The organism is Stenotrophomonas sp. CS3K5, assembly GCF_059515225.1.
This window is the reverse complement of record NZ_JCAKRX010000007.1, coordinates 187,903-206,654: the sequence shown is the minus strand read 5'-3', so window position 1 is coordinate 206,654 and position 18,752 is coordinate 187,903. Positions and strand designations below refer to the sequence as shown.

General features: G+C 60.6%; 20 protein-coding genes. 13 read left to right on the top strand and 7 right to left on the bottom strand.

All coding sequences use genetic code 11. The annotated features are described in order from the left end of the window. Positions 1-5 precede the first annotated feature (5 nt). Positions 6-680, top strand: coding sequence for an Ivy family c-type lysozyme inhibitor (locus AC5YGJ_RS12635; RefSeq protein ID WP_496186719.1), 675 nt, complete (start codon positions 6-8; stop codon positions 678-680). Positions 681-740: 60 nt separating this feature from the next. Here the strand turns inward: AC5YGJ_RS12635 and AC5YGJ_RS12630 are convergent, their stop codons facing one another. From AC5YGJ_RS12630 to AC5YGJ_RS12615, 4 genes are all read right to left on the bottom strand, one after another. Further along, positions 741-1,115, bottom strand: a complete 375-nt coding sequence (locus tag AC5YGJ_RS12630) for a hypothetical protein (RefSeq protein WP_309336336.1) — start codon at positions 1,113-1,115, stop codon at positions 741-743. 763 nt (positions 1,116-1,878) lie between these two features. Continuing rightward, positions 1,879-2,580 (bottom strand): hypothetical protein, encoded by a 702-nt coding sequence (locus tag AC5YGJ_RS12625; RefSeq protein ID WP_496186749.1) that lies wholly within the window; start codon positions 2,578-2,580, stop codon positions 1,879-1,881. Between the two features lie 157 nt (positions 2,581-2,737). Next, positions 2,738-3,010 carry a hypothetical protein gene (locus AC5YGJ_RS12620; protein ID WP_010487149.1) on the bottom strand — a complete coding sequence of 91 codons (273 nt, stop codon included), beginning with the start codon at positions 3,008-3,010 and terminating at the stop codon, positions 2,738-2,740. 218 nt (positions 3,011-3,228) lie between these two features. After that, positions 3,229-4,164, bottom strand: coding sequence for a DUF2268 domain-containing putative Zn-dependent protease (locus AC5YGJ_RS12615; protein ID WP_496186748.1), 936 nt, complete (start codon positions 4,162-4,164; stop codon positions 3,229-3,231). Between the two features lie 1,046 nt (positions 4,165-5,210). On the opposite strand from AC5YGJ_RS12615, the gene AC5YGJ_RS12610 reads away from it, so the two are divergent. From AC5YGJ_RS12610 to AC5YGJ_RS12595, 4 genes are all read left to right on the top strand, one after another. After that, the gene (locus tag AC5YGJ_RS12610) at positions 5,211-5,486 is read left to right on the top strand and encodes a hypothetical protein (protein ID WP_146160145.1); all 276 of its coding nucleotides are present in this window, start codon (positions 5,211-5,213) and stop codon (positions 5,484-5,486) included. A gap of 225 nt (positions 5,487-5,711) precedes the next feature. Further along, entirely contained in the window at positions 5,712-8,108 is a 2,397-nt protein-coding gene (locus AC5YGJ_RS12605; protein WP_496186718.1) for a transposase, read from the top strand. Then, positions 8,098-9,138, top strand: coding sequence for a TniB family NTP-binding protein (locus AC5YGJ_RS12600; protein ID WP_496186717.1), 1,041 nt, complete (start codon positions 8,098-8,100; stop codon positions 9,136-9,138). The genes AC5YGJ_RS12605 and AC5YGJ_RS12600 overlap by 11 nt, the downstream gene beginning before the upstream one ends. Continuing rightward, positions 9,128-10,471, top strand: coding sequence for a TniQ family protein (locus AC5YGJ_RS12595; RefSeq protein WP_496186716.1), 1,344 nt, complete (start codon positions 9,128-9,130; stop codon positions 10,469-10,471). Before AC5YGJ_RS12600 ends, AC5YGJ_RS12595 begins: the two co-directional genes overlap by 11 nt. Here AC5YGJ_RS12595 and AC5YGJ_RS12590 read toward each other — a convergent pair. Then, the gene (locus AC5YGJ_RS12590) at positions 10,468-10,731 is read right to left on the bottom strand and encodes a CPBP family intramembrane glutamic endopeptidase (RefSeq protein ID WP_496186715.1); all 264 of its coding nucleotides are present in this window, start codon (positions 10,729-10,731) and stop codon (positions 10,468-10,470) included. The two genes, AC5YGJ_RS12595 and AC5YGJ_RS12590, sit on opposite strands and share 4 nt — an antisense overlap. Here AC5YGJ_RS12590 and AC5YGJ_RS12585 point away from each other — a divergent pair. Beyond that, on the top strand, positions 10,624-11,130 hold the full coding sequence (locus AC5YGJ_RS12585) for an aldo/keto reductase (protein WP_496186714.1): 507 nt from the start codon (positions 10,624-10,626) through the stop codon (positions 11,128-11,130). The two genes, AC5YGJ_RS12590 and AC5YGJ_RS12585, sit on opposite strands and share 108 nt — an antisense overlap. A gap of 183 nt (positions 11,131-11,313) precedes the next feature. On the opposite strand, the gene AC5YGJ_RS12580 is transcribed toward AC5YGJ_RS12585, so the two are convergent. Beyond that, positions 11,314-12,054 (bottom strand): Cthe_2314 family HEPN domain-containing protein, encoded by a 741-nt coding sequence (locus AC5YGJ_RS12580; RefSeq protein WP_057494350.1) that lies wholly within the window; start codon positions 12,052-12,054, stop codon positions 11,314-11,316. Positions 12,055-12,427: 373 nt separating this feature from the next. After that, complete coding sequence (locus AC5YGJ_RS12575) at positions 12,428-12,721, bottom strand: ArsR/SmtB family transcription factor (RefSeq protein WP_188218411.1); 294 nt, start codon at positions 12,719-12,721, stop codon at positions 12,428-12,430. A 171-nt stretch (positions 12,722-12,892) separates the two neighbouring features. Here AC5YGJ_RS12575 and AC5YGJ_RS12570 point away from each other — a divergent pair, with 171 nt between their 5' ends. From AC5YGJ_RS12570 to AC5YGJ_RS12540, 7 genes are all read left to right on the top strand, one after another. Next, positions 12,893-13,834: an MBL fold metallo-hydrolase gene (locus tag AC5YGJ_RS12570; protein ID WP_224329421.1), complete on the top strand. Its 942-nt coding sequence runs from the start codon at positions 12,893-12,895 to the stop codon at positions 13,832-13,834. Continuing rightward, positions 13,831-14,271: a YeeE/YedE family protein gene (locus AC5YGJ_RS12565; RefSeq protein ID WP_005420838.1), complete on the top strand. Its 441-nt coding sequence runs from the start codon at positions 13,831-13,833 to the stop codon at positions 14,269-14,271. The genes AC5YGJ_RS12570 and AC5YGJ_RS12565 overlap by 4 nt, the downstream gene beginning before the upstream one ends. Further along, positions 14,268-14,699: a DUF6691 family protein gene (locus AC5YGJ_RS12560; RefSeq protein WP_005420840.1), complete on the top strand. Its 432-nt coding sequence runs from the start codon at positions 14,268-14,270 to the stop codon at positions 14,697-14,699. The genes AC5YGJ_RS12565 and AC5YGJ_RS12560 overlap by 4 nt, the downstream gene beginning before the upstream one ends. Beyond that, positions 14,696-15,133 (top strand): protein tyrosine phosphatase family protein, encoded by a 438-nt coding sequence (locus tag AC5YGJ_RS12555; RefSeq protein ID WP_005420843.1) that lies wholly within the window; start codon positions 14,696-14,698, stop codon positions 15,131-15,133. The genes AC5YGJ_RS12560 and AC5YGJ_RS12555 overlap by 4 nt, the downstream gene beginning before the upstream one ends. An 18-nt stretch (positions 15,134-15,151) precedes the next feature. Next, positions 15,152-15,913, top strand: a complete 762-nt coding sequence (locus AC5YGJ_RS12550) for a sulfite exporter TauE/SafE family protein (RefSeq protein WP_496186713.1) — start codon at positions 15,152-15,154, stop codon at positions 15,911-15,913. 212 nt (positions 15,914-16,125) lie between these two features. Next, on the top strand, positions 16,126-16,578 hold the full coding sequence (locus AC5YGJ_RS12545) for a DUF2946 family protein (RefSeq protein WP_496186747.1): 453 nt from the start codon (positions 16,126-16,128) through the stop codon (positions 16,576-16,578). A 130-nt stretch (positions 16,579-16,708) separates the two neighbouring features. Further along, complete coding sequence (locus tag AC5YGJ_RS12540) at positions 16,709-18,748, top strand: TonB-dependent receptor (protein WP_496186712.1); 2,040 nt, start codon at positions 16,709-16,711, stop codon at positions 18,746-18,748. Positions 18,749-18,752: the final 4 nt, after the last annotated feature.

The following is an 18,752-nucleotide window of genomic DNA, read 5'->3' as shown; positions in this document are numbered from 1 at the left end:
AGGGAATGAAGATTCGAAGGATTGCGCTGTCGTCGACGATCGCACTGCTGGCAGCCTGCGGGCAGGCACCCGAAAAAGCCGCCGAAACGACGCCCGTGGAGGCACCCGCCGCACCCGTTGAAACACCGGCGGCCACCGCCAGCGTGGCCGGGAACGAAGCGTCCATCGAACAGGGCGTGGACCCTTCGGTGTGGGACCACGAAGGCGAGCCGGACGACCCCGGCGCCGGCGGCGAACCGACCTGCAAGGACAACCCGCTGGCGACCCATTTCTTCACCCTGGTCGGCGGCAACACGGTGGACGACTGCGGCCGCAAGGACCCAAAGGTGCTGGTCGCGTTCGATGCGTTGATGGAGGGTACGCAGGACGCCGAATCCGCCGACAAGGACATCCCGCCGCTGCGCGAACGCCTGTTGAGCGGGCCCAGTGGGCCGGGCGCGCTGAAGGTGCTGCAGGGCGAACCCTGGTGGTTCTACACCGCCTGCCAGGCCCACGACTGCCCTGGCACGGCGTTGGCGATGCTGTACTCGCCCACGCAGACGAAGATGGTCGGGCGCCTCACTGCGCGCTGCAAGGTGTGGTGGCTGGGTGAGCCCAATGCCGAACAGCGCGCGCTGATTGAACGCGAACGGCCGCTGGACGAAGCGTTGCTGAAGAACGAAGGCGATGCCTGCGAGTAATGCGGGGCTCGCGGTAGCGCCGGGCCATGCCCGGCGGGACTGCAGGCAATCGTGCCCGTATCACTCGTCCGGGCGCATCCGCGTGCCGATCTGCGCGTTCAACGCCAGCGATGCCATCGCCAATCCTTCCAGCACGCGGTCGCCCACGTACTCGCTGTCTGCGCCGTTCTGGCGAACGCGTTCGGCGGCCAGCAGCAGTTCCAGGGTGACGCGCTGGCCTGCCACGGCGCAGTCTGCGTCACCCAGCGCCATGCGGCGGCCGGGCATCGGGTGCCGCTCAGGCCAGGGCTGGCCATCGGCGGCGGCCCCCTTGCCGATGCGGTCGAGGGTGGCGAGGAAGCCGAGCGGGTCGCGTTTGCGTGGGGGTTCCGCTGGCGCGTCTGCGTTGGCGGGCGCGTGGTGCGCGTGCGTACGGGGGAATTCCGGTGTGCTCATGGCAAGGCTCCGTGCAGGACAGACGGTAGCCGCCACACAAAGGTGGCGGGCGGAGACGTGGCTCGAAAACCGGGCGCTTGTTGAAACCGGCAGGCACAGGGCCTCCACGCTCCGCCCGCCATGACCGGCAGACGGATTGCCCGCCGGCGCCACGAGGAGTGGCGCCGGCGGACAAGCGTTGTCAAACAAGCGCACGGGTTTTCGAGGCCCGGCCACCCTTTCCGGTGGCCCGCCATCTGTACCGCTGTCGCCGCGCAACGCCAATGAGAACAGTTGCAAACAGCGTCTGACCGAAGACGCTTTCGGCATTCTTGCATGCTGTTAAGTGGCCGCAGGCCGAGGCGGCGTAATGGCCTCCGCCGTTCGGGGAATATGCGACAGGGTTCGTGATTGACGGGGGTCTGCCGCCACGCCCAGAGGCCAATGACGACATGACCTCACACGCTCGAAGGGTCAGGTCAGAGGCCGGACGACGCGCCCATGACCGACCACGCGTGCACCCTCGCATATCTCAACTGGGGCCCCCGGCTGCAGCGCCGCATATGAAACGGCAGGCGCGTAAACCAGTGTGGCCACGGCAGTCAGTGGACGCCCAACCGGGAAAACAGTGTCGGCGCCCACGAACGCAACGCCAAGCAGCGTGTCATCGGGTGGCACGCGCAGGTGCGGCCGATAGCCGTTGGCCGAGGCCGGTTGAGCGCGCCCGCCCTGTTCCGGTGTGAGGAAGGTGAGCTCGAGTTCTACGCGTGCATCCTGCGTCACGCTACTTGCCTGCGCTGCGCTCGTCCTTGCCATCTTCACCCTGTCCCTCTCCCCGGCTCTGCGCGAACTCCGGAAAAGTCTTCGCGATCGAATCCTTGTCCGGCAGGATGTAGAACACGCCGCCCTTCTGGAACGTGGACGCCACGATCTGCTCGTAGAACGCGGCCGAAACATTGATGCAGCCGTGGGTGACGCGGTTGTCGTCGGGCGAGGGCGAGGCCAGTCGTTCGGCGCGCTTTTCTTTTGGCGTGCCCGGCGGCAGCGGATGCAGCGAGACGGCTGAATCGTAGTCCACCCACAGCACGCGCCCGGCATCGTCGGAGGGGCCGTAGCCGCCGATGAAGCGGCCAGCAGGTGTGGTGCGGTCGCGGCCGGGAATCGCACTGAGTGCGAGCTTGGCCACGCCCGGTGCGGAATGATCGCCGATGGCCGAACCAAACAACGCCGGGGCGGCGCCGCGCAGTTTGCCGTCACCGCCGAACACCAGTACCTGTGCTGCGGCCTTGTCCATCACGGCGAACGGATACCCCTGGTTGTCCTTGCTGGCAACGACCCAGCCGGCCAGTTCAATCACCGTCTCGGAAACGTGCTGATCCGGCGGCAGTTCATCGGCAGCCGATACCGTTTGTGCGGGTGCGTCGTCCTTCGCGTCCTTTGCGTCCTTTGCGTTGGCTACGCCACTGCACGCGACGGCCAGCGCCAGGGCCAGTGCGGTGTGCAGGGCGCGGCGTGCAGGGGAGGAGGAAGTACGAATGGGACGGCTCCTTGCAATGCAATCTTCGGTGGAAGGAGGCCAGTGGCCGGCGAAGGCCACTGGTTCCCGGTACAGATGTCGATCAATTCAAACGGTGAGGGAGCGCTTAACCGCGCGGCTTGCGGCCGGCCGGTGCCCGTTCAAGCTGCTGCACACGGCCTTCAATTTGGTCCAGACGCTGGTTGGCCTGCTGTGCGGACTGGTTGGCCGATTCAGCGCTCTGTGCGGCGCCCTGCACCTTTACATCGAGCTGGTCGAGGCGCGAGTTGATGGTGGCAAACTCGTTCTTGTAGGACGCACAGGCGCCAAGGCTGACGGTTGCGATGAGCGCTACAGCAAGTGCGCGGGCCGTCTTCATGTGTTGCGGGTTCAGGTTCATTGCACTCCCTCCTTCGTCTGGGGAAGCTGGAATATAGCGGCGTTTGTTCCCCACGCTGACAAGCGCTTTCAGCTGAAATTGGAAGACGTGGAAGGGCTGTGAAATATGTTCGTCAGCAAAGCTTAACGAGTGAGATCAGGCGAGCTGATGCGCACACAGGCGATGGCCTTGCAGTTGCTCGAATCGTCCAATTCATCAGCCTGAAGGCGGCGTCATTTCTACCTGTTTCCCACAGGCCCACACGCCGGGCGCCATTCACTTGCAGCCAGCAGCGCCGGTGCACTGTCCGGCCGCACGTTCAGCAGCGTTGCAATCGCGCTGCGTTGGTCGGGCGCGTGTGCAACGTAGTCAGCGGCAATGCGGTAACCGATCCAGTAGCCAAGATCGCCGCGACGCGTTTCATCGCCGGGTCCGTTGTAGAGCCATTGCGACAGGTCGGTGCCGGCGCTGTCCTGGGCGAACTGGCGTTCCAGCGCGCACTCGCGGCCCTGGGTCCAGCGGCGCAGATGCGCGTTGGCCGGTTGCCCGGAGATCAGCTCGGCCACGTACTCGGCGCCTCCTTCCAGCAGCGTCTGATAGAGCAGGGTCGGCTGCGCAACCTCCGCGCCCGCGCCGGGCTGCTGGATGTGCACATACTCATGGGCGATCAGGTGCACGAAGCGGTCGCTCACATCGGCCTGCATCCAGTCGGCGTTGCACAGCGCTTCCAGGCCGATCACCACACCGTCGGGCGTGGTGACACCGCCGCTGTTGCCCCGGCCTACCAGCACCGTCACCGGTGGGAAGCGTGCCTCCGGCAGCAGCGTGCCCAGCCGGCCGAGCGCGGCGGCAACGCGGGTACGGATGGCGGGTAGGGCGGTCGCGCAGCGGCGTGCCTTTTCGAACAGCGCCGGCTTGTCCTGGATCGCGCGCGCCAGCCGTTCCATCGAACCGATGCGGCTATCGGTGAAACCGTGCAATGCCTTGCTGCCGGGATCCAGGTAGTGGCGCTGCAGTTCCTGCGCGCTTGGCCGTCCCTGGTTGGCATCAAGCACCTGGAAGAAGCGCGCGACATCCTCGGTCTGGATGACCACGTGGTCGGCAGCAGGCGTGCGAGCGGCGGCCTGCGCGGGCAGCACAGCAGCAAGCAGGACCCAGGGCAGCAATACCTGCAGCACTCCGAAGAGGCGGCGCGGCACAACGTGCGATGCAACGGATGACGGCTTCATCAGGATCCCCAACCCCATGCAGAGACCGCCACGATAGCGCGGCGGTGTCGGGTTGGAGTGGCTAGCTACTAGCCATGTCCCCATAGTTTAGACGCCCATTTGTCCCATAGTTGAGTACGTTCCGGGGTGTTTACACACAGACTATGGGGCAATCTGGCCCATAGTCTGTTGTAGCAAGTCGCAAGATTATGATTTCACGGGGGATTTTCCCATAGTCTGTGCAATCGACGGAAGATGCACAAACTATGAGCACAACAGATTTGGCTATCTATCGGCGCTTAACAGCGGGAACAGCAGGGGGTTCATTGCGAAGTACACGCTGCAGTCGCGATGACCGACTGGGTGGGCTCTTACAAAGAGCAGAGTCCAGGGCATACACTGACAATGATGTGATCGCGGTTGATCGGAGGTCATGCCGTTTCGATATCATCAGCCAGTCAAAAATTTTCCAGAAAACGGTGGCATGGGCATGAACGCAACTGATCGAGATATCCTGATCGTCGGCTTGTTTATAGCCTCTTTTGCCGTATCTTTTACCGGGTGGGCCTGCTGGCTTGCTGCGCGTCGAAGGCCTTATCGGTCTCCCAATCGAAAGGTCTGAGTGATCCTCTCGGTCTGGCTTAAAGGCCATAGGCGTATCAATGGAACTTTTCTGGGGACTGGGGGCTTGTGCACAGTCGGCCCCCAGAGCGGCTGCCCAAGTTGCTCAATTGCCAACTCTGCGGCCACGTCGGCGATATCTAAGCCGCACATAGAGGACGTATCCAAGCCACCTGGCTAAGAAGTCGGACTGGCCCTACCGTTAGCGCACCTGCTCGCTTGCGCAGTTCAAGGAGCAAGCGATCTAAACTAACTTTACTCCTCTTCACAAACTAGCGCAGAAGGCTGCATCAAGTCTTTGAAGATACAAGGCTCGTAACCATTTATGAGTCATCAACGCGCGCGAAATGACCGACGCTTGCAACGAGCGTTGATTTGCGTATGTTCGCGGAATGAACGCACTTTTCCTGCAAAAGGCCGCTATCCAAGCATCCTCTGAGGATGAGCTGCTCAACAAGGTCGTGGACGAGTTCGGACTCTATGTGCGCGTCGCTGACCTGTGGCAGCTCTTGGGATTCCGCAGCCTTGACGCAGCAAGGCGAGCTGCAGTCCAAGGGCGCTTGGGCGTTGAGGCGGTGAATCTTCCAGGCCGGCGGGGACATGTTGTTAGATCACATGCGCTCGCCCGCTGGCTGTTTGATGCAGCAAGAGAGAAGCCCAATTTCTGACTGACTTGCAATCGTTGCAGACGCATAGGAGATCAATCTATGGACTGAGCAACATCAACTGCGATGGGTAGAAACAACAAACCCCGACTGGCAGGTCGGGGCGTTGTGCGCAGCTAGCGTTCAGATCCGCAGAGCCGAATCTACCCCTGACCCGTATTTCTTTCAAGTACCCGTTACTTCGGGAGGGTGAGGTCATGTCCTCTCGCTTCCGTCAGGGAGACGACAGTGACACCAGACGAGCTCAGAAACAGGCTTAGGACTCTTGACCTCAATGATGAAGATAGGGCCTTCATCCTTGAACTGTTCTTCGAGGGCGCCGGCCGCAAAGTCGGCGCCTATGCGCTCGATAATGTGATCGTGGCGCACTACTCGAAGAAGTGTCGAGACGTGCGCTACCTAGAGAGTCACACCGTTGAACAGACCTTCGCATTTCAGCTTGAGCTGGATCCGGACGTCGTCGCCTACATCTGTCAAGTCACATGCCGTGGCGTCCGAAGAGGCCGACATGTGTCAAATGCCCACGCGGACTTCCTCGTCATCCGTCGTCAATCAGTGGAGGTGGTGGAATGCAAGCCGGCCTCCAAGCTGGAAAAGCTCGTTCAGGCAAAGCCCAACGAATGGATTGTGGAAGATGGCCTGTATCGAAACCTAGCCTACGAGGCTTGGGCAGAAGCACATGGCGTGACCTACAGGGTATGGACATCACCAAGGGTCAACGGCACGCATCATCGAAATCTCCAGTTCATGGTTCATCACTGGGACGAGGAACTTAGCCTCATCCGTCGTGAAGGGTTCAATGACGTGCAGAAGCAACTGCTCACTGGGCCAAAGAGCATCGCCTTCTTGATGGAGCGCATTGCCTGGTTCAATGCAGGAGTTGCAGCGGGGCTGATGGCGGATAGGCTCGTATACGGTCCAGTTGAGTATGTGCCCATCACAGACACACACCACTTCCTCCTCACCCTCAGTGAAGAGCAGGCGGACGAAATTGCTGCTGAGGTAGCCGGAGGCGTCTCAAGTCTATTCCTGGACGCGACTGGCCCGGTATCGCTCGCGAGCGCGTCTGATGTCGCACGGGGGACTACGCTGCTCGCACGGCTTGATCGCATCGAAAAGAACGGCGAACAGGTACCACGTTGGCTACGTGATGTGGCAAAAAGGGTGAAAAAGGCCCGAGCGGAGGGGCGAAATCCTCTGAACGAGACAGTCACGAACTTCGCCAGATGCGGCAATAGGCAGAGCCGACTAACTGTGGAGCAAACGGAGCTAGTTACCGTTGTCATACAGACGTTCTGGTTGAAGGGCCTGGCCAAGTCAATTGCCGATTTGCACAGAGAGCTGGCAAAGAGATGCGAAAAGGCCGGGGTGCAAACACCGGGTAGAAGAGCGCTGGAGAGTCGCGTCAAGAACACATCCAAGGCTACCCGAGACCTCTCAGTGGGCGGCAAGCGCCTCTACCAAGCCAACAGACCTCGATCCGATCCCCGCTTCAGGGCAGGTACGGCACTCGCCGTGCACTCGGTTCTACACCTGGATGCGACTAAGGTGGACCACAGGTCATTCATACAGGGAACGGAGGGCCTGGATAAGGACTGTCCTCTTCTCTACACAGGTCGCGACGAGGCGTCTGGCTCCGTCATGGCCCACGCGTTTGTGTTTGGCCCCGCTCGGCGCGATGGGCCCATGATTCTGATCAGAAACTATGTCCGCAAGTACGGCTGCGCTCCGCACTCGATTGTTACGGACCGAGGATCAGACTTGAAGGCGGGATTGAGCGAGATCGCGCTCGCCTACGGAATATCTATCCTGACTGTGCCGACCGGAGGAGGTCGCTTCAACTCGGAAGTGGAGACCATTCAAGGTCAGATCAATGCGATGGTAAGTCACAGGATGGATGGCAGCACTAAGCCGGATCAGGCTGGGCGGTCTGTAGATGGAAGGATGAAGAGTCGCTCGACAGCACGAATGGAGTTCTCTACCACAGAGGCTGAAATTGACGAACTCCTTTACACCAACCTTCCAGACAATCCCATCCGCAGCTCCTTCAGCGCGAAGGAGCGAATGGAGCACCTTCTCGAAGTGGCGCCAACCTCGGGAATTCCTGTTGCTTTCGACGATGATTTCAGGTTTCGAACTTCGGTGAAGCTGGACTCTAGGAAGTACGAGGCGACGCGCGGACTCCGCTTCTGCCAGAGGAACTATACGAACGCCGATCTCTCTGCGAACCTCCAGTACGAAACCATCTTGGAAGCACGTAGAGATCCTGAGGACACTACCTTCATTTGGATTCAGACAGATCGTCGTCGGTACAAAGCATGGTGTTCTCTGCTCTCAGAGATCGGTCACTACTCGTCCGAAGAAAGGTACTTCGAGACGATGTGGGACCAGCTGACTAGGCCGGAAGTCAAAATTCGAAAGGAGAAGGCGCAAAGGAATGCCTATGAGCGAACGAGCGCGGCGAACGAAGCGCAGCGCACCCGTGGCTCGATCTCAGCGAAGAACGAACCCAACGTCCGTTCAAAGAAGAGATGTACTGAGTCCATAAAGCAGGCCATGACCCTCAACGTAGACTTCAGCAAGATCCCTGATTTGCTCGCAAGAGAGGGCGCTGATGACCGCTAAAGCAAGGGGCAGAAGCGACCTGCGGAAGATTGAGTATCCGTTCATTCCGCACGCACGTTTCATGAGCACGCAAAGTGACTTGATGCGTTCAGTAGCTAGGGCTCAACCAGGCGACTTCATCTGGGTGATCGCTCCATCCTGGTCAGGCAAGAGCGAGCTGCGTCGGCAATTGCTTCCAGCGCTTGCAGGAAAGCCAGCTCACTGGCGCATCGGCAGCATCCCGCTCATCTCCGTACGGGCGGTTCTCAACCAAGGAGACAAGTTCAATCCGAAGGACTTCGCGCTGCGACTGCACCAGGAGATCACCGAGCCCGAGTTCGGATGGCTCAGGGTTGATGCCCACACCGGTAGCCCTGATCGATTTCATGAAGCTGCGGAACTTCGCGCTGCCTCGAAGTTCTGGCAGGAGATTCGACTACGCAACCCAGAAAGGGAGCTGCGATTGTCCTTTGAAAGGATGGCAAAGACTCGAGGGCTCAGGTACATCATCATCGATGAAGTCGCAAATATCTGCAGAGTTCAGAAGACCCAGAGTGCTCGAAACTACATGTTGGGGATCATGGCTCTAATCGAGGAGATAGGTTGCACGGCGATCATGTTCGGAACCCATGAGGCGGCACCACTGTATGAGCATGCGCAAGAAATATTCAATCGATCAGACATCCTCTACATGCGGCCGTACAACTTGGGCGCTAGTTCAGAGCTGGCGGATTACGCCGCGTTGATCAAAGCAATCGGCAGCAGCCTTCCCCTGGCGGGCGTGTCACTCCTTCAGGACAACCTGGAACTGATTGCCCTGAACGGCGGTGGTGTCTTTGGTCCAACCCTGCGATACCTCCGTCGCGCCAATGAGGAACGTAGTCGCGCTGGTAGCAGTACTCTGAACGAAGATCATCTGCGCGCCGCCTCTGGAACATCGAAGAATCACAGCTTGTTCTGGGCAGACATCGATAACTTCAATCTCCTCGCGAATGCCAAGCGTTCCCATATGCTCTCCGAATTCATGAGGGTCGCAGCCGATGTCTCGTAGCGAGAGAGCCACGGATCCAGCTCTGCCGAGATGGACGGTGCTCCCACCAATGAAGCCCCTGGCGGTGGGCACATCGGGAACCGAATCACTCACTAGCTACTGCTTGCGGCTATCAAAGTTGTGTGGGATTCCATGGACACGCTTCATCTCCATGATCGACTCTGAGAGTAGCTCTCAGGCTGTTAGATACACTGACTGCGCTCGGCTCTCTGGCCCTGGTCCAGTTTCGCTTAGAAGAGCCCGCACACTTGAGCGCTTGACTGGTCAGCGGCTCGTTGGCACCACTCTGTATGGCATTGGAGAGATCATTTCTGGGCGATCTGAAGCGCTTCACAGAGTCGCAGCGTGGTGTCCAATCTGCCTGTGCCAGGCAGCCGAAGAAGGGCTTCCGAACTTCTCGCGACTGATCTGGCGGTTCACTTCCTACTCTCACTGTTCAGTTCACGGTGCTCGAATTGAGCGATGCTGCCCACATTGTGACTTCGCAAGTATCAGAAACAGCGGCTCATTCCTTTGCCCAAAGTGCAATGGATCGCTGGAAGTCCAAGCCCGCTATGACCGTCCTAGTCGCGCGGAGGCCTGGACAAATCACTGCATTGAGGAGCTTATTGAGTGGACCTCGAATCACCCTAGGCTGCCACTTAGGAAGGCTAGTCTCATCAGATTTCTGACTGCCGTTGATTCAGTGAACGAGGCGAAAGCGCTCTCGTACATTGCGCCGAAGAAGGCCCGTGACGACTTTGTGCGGTACGTTCGTTGGAGAGATGCGAGCGTCCCAACTCTTGGCCTTCGGCCTGATACAAGCCGGGTGGATCTTGGAGATCTTCTGAGGGCATCAGCAAAGCAGTGTGTGTCGGTGCTAGACATGCTTCTAAGACCGGAGGAGTCCGCGTCGGCACTGCTTCCAGGCGTCCAGTACCACTTCGAACTTCCCGCGCTTCACGGCAAAGCAGCCAATGACTGCGCCAGACTTGCACGAATCGTCGAAGCGCTGACTGACGACGTCGACTGTGTGCTGCCTGCAATGCAAGTTATCTTATGCTGCGCCCGAATCAGGAAGGCCTACAAATGCCGTATGCCGGGTCACTACTCCAGGTATGCAGTGCAGCTCCGAATTCAGCGCTCGCTCTTCCTGGTGATCTCACCCGGTCGGATCAACTTAGCCTTCCGTGCTGCTGTGAAGATGATTGAGGAGGGCATTGAGGAATCCGATCTAGTGAAGCGTGTTGCTAGACAGTTCCGCATCCCAATGGAGACCTCTGCGGGATTGGCTCGATCTGCCTCCACTGTACTGGGCGCTGATAGTCGTAGCAGTGATCAGGGTAGTCTCTAGGTTCCGATGACGGGCGGTTCGAAGCCAGTCGCGAGCAGCCAGTTCCACCCCGCGTGCCAGCCCATCACGCCCCAGATATTGCCGGTACGCAGCGTCCAGGCGCATTTGAACAGCGAGAACAGGAACGTGCTGAGCATGACCAGGGGCGGCTGGTGCGGACTGAAGTGCAGAGAACAGAAAGCGAGCGACACCAGCAGCACTGCAACCGCGAGATTGGTCTTGCGGGCGGCAAGGTCTTCCAAGCGGAAGACAGCCCACACCGTACGCAGATTCTGGACACGATGCTGGCGATCGCCAGCGAACTGGGCGCCAGCGCCGGCCAAGTCGCCATCGCTTGGGCCAGCATGCGTGGCGCGGTTTGCATCTTATGTCTCCGCACGGCGGCGCAGTTGGCCGACAACTTGGGCGCCCTATCCATCGAGCTTTCGGCGGAGCAACGAACACGGCTTGATGCCGCAAGTAGCCCGATCGCCGCCGCTGCCATGCGAGATGTGGCGGAGGCGTACACCTCGCCCACTCGCGTGGTCGTCGGAGCTCACTTCCGCGCCGACGCGGGAAAGCGGCCGGTTTCAGGCCATCTAGATGCCGCGTGGCTCATAGGCAGACCACACGTGCTCCCGATGTGCACGGCTCAAGGCGACTGTGCACAGAGGCAATAGGGCCACCGACGCTCTCCCTCCCACCTAGTGGTCGGCTATAGGTTTCGGGATTGACGTACCACTCTGCTCCCGCCGACAGCGCGCCCTAATCCCTGCCTCGTCGATGTCCGCTTCCGGCCAGAAGCGGACACTCAACGTCAGAGGTAAATCGCGCCGCGAAGCGGCTTCAACTTGAATGAACTGTTAGAACCCGCGGGCCTTGAACTGGGTCTTTTGAAAATCGTATTCCACTGCAAGTGTTTCAAGTAGATTGTGTACCGAAACGGCCAGCTTGGCATTCATACCATTGAATTCTTGCTTCTTGGAAACAACGAACTCTCGCAGGTAGTTGGCACGAAAAGCCTTGATTCCTGCTTTTCTGTCCGAATCCATGACCTCAAAAATTGCGTCTTGATAGAAAAGTTCTATGCGACGCATCTTTTCGTCAAGAAGTGAGTGTTTATGGATGATGGTATGTCGGTCTTGAGCGTACGAATCTAGGGTTTTACGCAAAGCTTTTAGCTTTGCAACGACGGCGGGACGGTGCTGAACTTTGGTGTTAGTGATGATAATGGAGTGCGTTACGTGCTCCTCGTGAACGCAGAGGTGGAATACTGAATTGACAAGTTGAAGTGCTCTGTCATACGCAGAGTTGGCGCGAATCAGATAGTTCTCAATGTTGTAGATCAGATGATCTGCGCGAGATGCGGAAATCTTCTTTGAATAGTCATAGTTGGCAAGGAGCTCAACAGCGAAGTCTAATTGATCAAGCCACGTCAAAGCGTGTGCGAGATGAAAGCCAACTCTCTGGCGGTAGAACTGATACTCATCAATCGTGGCGTTTGATGGAGATAACTCCCCTGGCTCTTCGTTCATCGAGCCTAGCGCGTCCTCAAAAACAAGTTTCACGAACTTGCTTGTCTTCAATGTGACGAAGTTATCCATCGCGGGTTGCAACTACCTAATAGACGGACCTGTGGGTCCAGTTAAATGGCACCTCCACAAAGCGCCGAGCCGCGCGCCTTCCCCTTGATACAGCTCGATCTTAGGTCGACTGAGTCCGTCTAACAATCCAGCGTATGATCGGACCCAGCACAGCACAATACGGAGCATGCGCTCTTGCAAGTGTCCGTTATGGATCGCATGGCGTCCTGCGGCCAGAAGCGGACAGCCACCCCATCCCTGATAAACATCCCTAGGCCGCAGCAGACCTCGAGCCTGCTGTGGCCAATTGGTTTTGGGCAGACTACGCCAATGGCCTAAATTCCCCTGGGTCAGTGAGTCCAGCCCGCCCCTTCCAGGACGCCTTTGAGCCACTTCAAGTTGATGTATCGTCCGCACAGAAGATCCCATGCATCGCGCCCAGCAGTGCTGCAACGCGCGGGTCTGCCATGCGGTAGATGATCGACCGCGATTCCCGTCGGGTCGCGACAAGCTTTCGTTGACGGAGTTCGGCCAGTTGCTGGGAGAGCGCCGGCTGTCGAATGCCGGTGGCTTCCTCCAGTCCGCCCACCGTCATTTCACCTTGCGCGAGCTGGCATAGCAGCAACAGGCGCGAGGGGGTGGCCATGAAACGCAGCAATTCGGCCACTTCGGGCACGCGCTCCTTCATCGTGGCTAGGTCAGACGGGCTGAATGGGGGGCTGGTCACAGGCAATGGCAACTTGGGCGGCTGATGTGATGCGAACACCATGGGTAAGCCGTGCAATCTAGCATGTTTCAATAGTTGCACAGATTACGTAACTATGTAATTCTTAGGCCACGAAGCCTCCTGGAGCCAGTCATGATTCCATCCGTAGCGGTAGACGCCCCCCTGGATCAGGCTGTGCGCTTGGTCAGCGATGCGCGTGCCGGCCTGTTTCCCTCGCCTTCCGTGAAGACGTTCTTCGATCCTGCTACGTTCACTGCCAGCCACGTCGTACGCGATCCAACGTCTTCAGCGTGCGCCATCATCGACAGTGTCCTGGACTTCGACATGGCCGCAGGCCGCACGTCCACGTCCTCCGCATCGGCGTTGGTGGACTACGTACGTGCCGAGCGCCTGCAGGTGCAATGGTTGCTGGAAACCCACGCGCATGCCGACCACCTGTCCGCGGCTCCATGGCTGCAGGAGCAGGTGGGAGGCGCGCTGGCTATTGGCGAACACATCACCGCAGTCCAGGAAACCTTCGGCAAGGTCTTCAACGCCGGCACTGCATTCAAGCGGGATGGCAGCCAGTTCGATCGCCTGTTCGCCGACGGTGCCTCCTTCCGCATCGGTAATCTGCAGGCGATGTCGCTGCACGTGCCAGGCCATACCCCCGCTTGTCTGGCGTACGTGATCGGCGACGCCGTATTTCCTGGAGACACGCTGTTCATGCCGGACTACGGCACCGCCCGATGCGACTTTCCAGGTGGCTCGGCGCGCCAGTTGTATCGCTCGATCCAGCGCCTGCTGTCCCTGCCCGACGCCGCCCGCGTATTCCTGTGCCATGACTACAAAGCCACCGGCCGGGACCATTTCGCATGGGAAACAACCATCGGTGCCGAAAGGACAACAAACATGCATGTGCACGAGGGCGTGAGTGAAGCCATGTTCGTGGAACTGCGGGAGGCTCGTGATGCCACGCTTCCGATGCCACGGCTGATCCTGCCGTCAGTGCAGGTCAACATGTGCGCCGGCCATCTGCCCGAACCCGAAGAAAACGGCGTGCGCTACCTCAAGCTGCCGGTGGACCTCCTATGACGCTCTCTCATCTGGCCTGGTATTGGCCGCTCGCTGGCGGTGCCATGATCGGAACAGCGGCCGGAGCCTATCTACTCCTTCTCGGGCGCGTTGCTGGCATCTCGGGTCTGCTTGCCAGGACACTGGGCATGCCGGGTGACGGCGGACGCAGCAGTGCTGCCCTGTTCCTGGCGGGACTTGCCCTGGCGTCAGGCTTGGCAATGGTGGCCAGGCCCATACCCCTGCCGGCGCTCTCCGCAAACGGAGCAGTGGTATTGGTGATTGCCGGACTGCTGGTGGGTTACGGAACTCGCCTTGGCGCTGGCTGTACCAGTGGGCACGGTGTCTGCGGACTAGGCCGGGCATCGCCGCGTTCGGTGGTGGCGACCTGCGTGTTCATGCTCGTGGGCATGGCCACGGCAACCCTGGTACAGATTGCGACCGGAGGCCCGGCATGATCCGTCTTGCCGCGTTCCTGTGCGGCGCACTCTTCGGATTGGGCCTGGTCGTATCCGATATGGCCAACCCAGCCCGCGTGCTTGCTTTCCTGGATGTGAGCGACGCCTGGGACCCCTCCCTGGCGCTGGTCATGCTGGGCGCACTGATTCCTTCCGGCGCAGCCTACCTGTGGATACGCGCCCGAGGAACACCACTGCTTGCCGCATCGCTGCACATTCCCACCCTTCGCATCATCGATCGGCGCCTGGTCATCGGTGCGGCGATATTCGGCCTGGGTTGGGGACTGGCCGGAGTGTGTCCCGGCCCGGCCATCGCGTTGCTGGGAACCGGCCAGCCCTTCGCGATCATCTTTGCCACGGCAATGATCGCTGGCGTGCTCCTGCATGGCCTCATTCATCGCCCCACCGCAACTACGGGACAACCATGAACCTCAAGCCACTCTCTGCCAGCCTCAAGGTGTCCGGTCAGCTTCTGCCAAAGGACATTGAAGCCCTGAAGGAGCAGGCCTTTGCGAGCGTGATCTGCAACCGGCCCGACGACGAACAGCCGGAGCAGCCCAGTCACCATGCGCTGCAGGCTGCCTGCGACCAGGCGGGCATGCAGTTTGCCTATCTTCCGGTAGTGCCTGGTGTCATTACCGATGATCAGGTGCATACCTTTGCCAAGTTGATCGACGCGCTGCCACGCCCTGTTGTCGCGTACTGCAGAACCGGCACCCGTGCTGCGATGCTGTGGGCGCTGTCGGAAGTCGTTCACAATGGAGCGGCATTTGCTGACGTCCTGTCTGTTGCTTCGGACGCAGGCTACGACCTTTCCTCCATCGCAACACGGCTGCAGCAAGGTCCGGCGTCCGCCGACTGACATATGGAAACGCTATCTATGCTGCAGTGGGTGCTGGGCGGCCTGTCTGGCGTCCTGGTCGGCTTCGTCCTTGGCGTGGTTGGTGGGGGCGGATCCATCCTTGCGGTACCACTGATGCTCTACGTGGTCGGGGTGGAAGATCCGCATGTGGCTATCGGCACCAGCGCCCTGGCAGTGGCGGTCAATGCGGTGTCGAATCTGGTGATGCATGCCCGTAAAGGGAATGTTCGCTGGCCCTGTGCCTCGGTCTTCGCCTTGGCGGGGATCGCGGGCGCCTACGTGGGTTCCAGCTTGGGCAAGGCGTTCGACGGCAAGAGACTGCTGGCTCTGTTTGCTGTGGTCATGGTCATTGTCGGCATCGCCATGCTTCGCAGGCGCAACACGCTTGGATTCGCGGACGCTCGGCTCGGCAGACGCAACGCGCCCGCACTGATTGGGCTGGGCGCCACCGCCGGCGGGCTTTCCGGCTTCTTTGGCATTGGCGGAGGTTTCCTGATCGTGCCCGCACTGGTGGCCGCGACGGGCATGCCGATGATCGCCGCAGTCGGAAGCTCGCTCGTCGCCGTCGCCGCATTTGGCATGACCACCGCACTGAACTACGCACATGCGGGTCTGATCAACTGGAAGCTCGCGGCCGTGTTTGTCGTCGCCGGAATGGCTGGCGGTACTGCAGGAGCAGCAACTTCGACCAAGCTTGCCAGCTCTCGTGGAGCTCTGAACACGGTATTTGCAGTACTGATCTTCATTACTGCCGCATACATGCTGTGGAAGGTGAGCTGACCGGGTGTACGCCGGCCCCGCAGTTGAACCGACGCACCAAGACACGACAGCCGCGCATGCTCTGGGTCCATGCCTCCCATTCAGACACACCGGGTGCGACCGCATGTCGCACCGGCGTCTGGCCGCCGGGCAGCCGCCCGGCCTTGCCCTACAATGCGTGGGTGCGCTTCCGTGCCTTCCACCGCTGCCTCAGCCTGATGGCGCTCGTCGCCATGCTGCTCATCGTGCTTGCCCCATTGGTAAGCCGGTGGCTCGCGCACGGCACGGCAGCAGGCCACAGCGAAGCAATACACGCTATTGAGCACCAGCCTGCTGCAATGCAGCAGCATGAGGGTGGCGAGCATCACCACCACGGTGCTGGCGACGCGACGGACATGATGATGTCCGCCGACCACGACCACCATGCAATGGCCGCGCACGCCGAGGTGCGTCCGCTGCAGGATCCCGCCGGCAAGCCCCGCAATGACCCGCATGCCGGGCACGACATGGGCGTGGACTGCGACTACTGCCTGATCGCAGCGCGCATGGTGAGCCTGCTGGTAGCCCTGTTGCTCGCGCTGATCGGCTGGCGCCCACCACACTTTGCCCGCGCGTGGACGCTCAGCTGGGGTTCCAGCATTTCCGCCGGGCACCTCGGCGCCCGCGGCCCTCCCCTGCACGCTTGATCGCCCGCGCCCGCCGCGCGGACACCCTGCCGATGCCACTCAACGCCTGCGCCTGACTGCGCGGGCGCAACGGCGTTTCCCGATCTCCGCACTACCTGGCCTATGCCGGGTGGTGCCGTCTGCTGTGACCATGAACCAGAACCTCACTCGCACCACGCTTTCGCTCAGCCTGGCCACCGCGCTGGGCTGCCTTTCCCTGTTGCCGACCGATGCATCCGCGCAGGATGGCACTGCACTGACCTTGGGCACCGTGCAGGTAACCAACGACGGATCCTGGGACCGCAATGCACGCACCGTTTTCAGTTCCGTCGACGTGATTGGCTGCGATCTGCTGCAGTCGCAGCGCGTCGAGCACAGTTGGGAGCTGCTGATGAACGCGCCCGGCGTGCAGGTGACCCAGTTCAAGATGGGCACCGACGCAGGGCGATTCTCGTTCCGTGGCTTCAACGGCGAGGGCCGCATCAATGCCGTGAAGCTGCTGATCGACGGCATTCCCAGCAACGACAACGCCGGGGGCATGCCCTACCTCGATGCGGTCTGGCCGCTGAATATCACCGCCATGGAAATCGTGCGCGGCACCAACGACGCGCGCTACGGCCTCAACGCCATTGCTGGCGATGTCAACGTGGTTACCCGTCAAGGCGGCAATGACGGCCAGCTGAGCGTGACTGCGGGCAGTTTCGGCACGCAGGACCTGCAACTGGCCAAAGGTTTCGAGCATGGGGCGTGGTCGCAGAATTACTTCATCGGCTGGCGGCAATCGGCCGGTGAACGTGACCATGCCGACGCCACGCAACGCAGCTTTGCCGGCAAGTGGTTCTACACAGATCCCGACGGTACCTGGCGCGGAGGCTTGACCATGCGCTACTACAAGAACGCGGCACTGGAAGCAGGCTACCTCAGCTACTCTGGACTGCAGGCCGATCCGAAGCAGTCTCCCGCTTACGCCAAGGACGACCGCAGCGAACGCGAGACCCGCCAGACCGCGTTTCACTTCGATGGTCGCATCGGCGCCGCCTGGACCTGGGCGGCCAAGGCCTACCAGAACGACTACCGCAACCAGCGTTGGGTCACCTTTACCCAAGGTGGTGCGCAGCAGGAGCGGTTCAACGATGAAACCCAGCGTGGCCTGATCCTCAATGCCACCTGGCGGCCGGACACCGCACTGGCAGAGCTGGTGGTGGATGCCGGCGTTGATGGCCAATGGCAGGACAACATCGCCCAGCGCTACCGCACCGTGCAGCGTCAACGCCAGGCCACCCTGCGCGACTGGGACTTCGATCTGGATACCCGCGGTGCGTACGTGCAGGCGGTGATCCGCCCGATCGACCGGCTCAAGCTGGTACCGGCGTACCGTGTGGATCGCATCTACGGTGACTTCACCAATGTCTCCTCGGGTACGTCGGCGCCGGTGTACGACTATGGGCTGATCAAGCAGCCCAAGTTCAGCGCTTCCTATGACATCAGCGAGTCGCTGGTGGCCTACGGGAACTGGGGGCGAACTTTCCAGATCGGTAGCGGTAACGGCGCCTATCGCACGCAGGCGGGCAATCTGTCGCCTTCCATCAATGAAGGCTGGGAAGCGGGATTGAAATGGTCACCAACGGCAGGCCTGCAGACCCGCGCTGCAGTGTGGGAGCAGACCGCATCTGACGAGGTGGCCACGATCCTCGGCGTGAACGGGACCACCGGCAGCAATGAGGTTGGCAACGTAGGCAAGACCCGCCGCCGGGGCTGGGATCTGCAGGCCAACTGGCAACCGGATGCACGGTGGCGGGCGTGGGCGTCCTATTCCCGGCAGAAGGCCACCATCGAAGTCCCTGATCCAAGCGCACCGGCCACCCGCGGCCGGCAGATCGAAAATGTGCCGAACTGGCTGGCCAGCGCTGGCCTGGAATTCAGCCCAACGCCGGACTGGACCTTCAGTGCCTGGGGTAATGGCCAGGGTGACTACTACGTGGAGCGCACCAATACGTTGGGCCGCTTTGGCGGCTACGCGCTGCTCAACCTGAGCGCCACATACAGGCTGAGCCTGCGCAACCAGCTTTCGCTGCAGCTGAAGAATGCCACCGATCGGGCCTATCTGTACGCCTGGTATGACAGCGGATCCTCGGGCTATTCGCCCGGCGACGGCCGTGCGCTCTACCTGACCTGGACGCGGGAGCTCTGAGGTG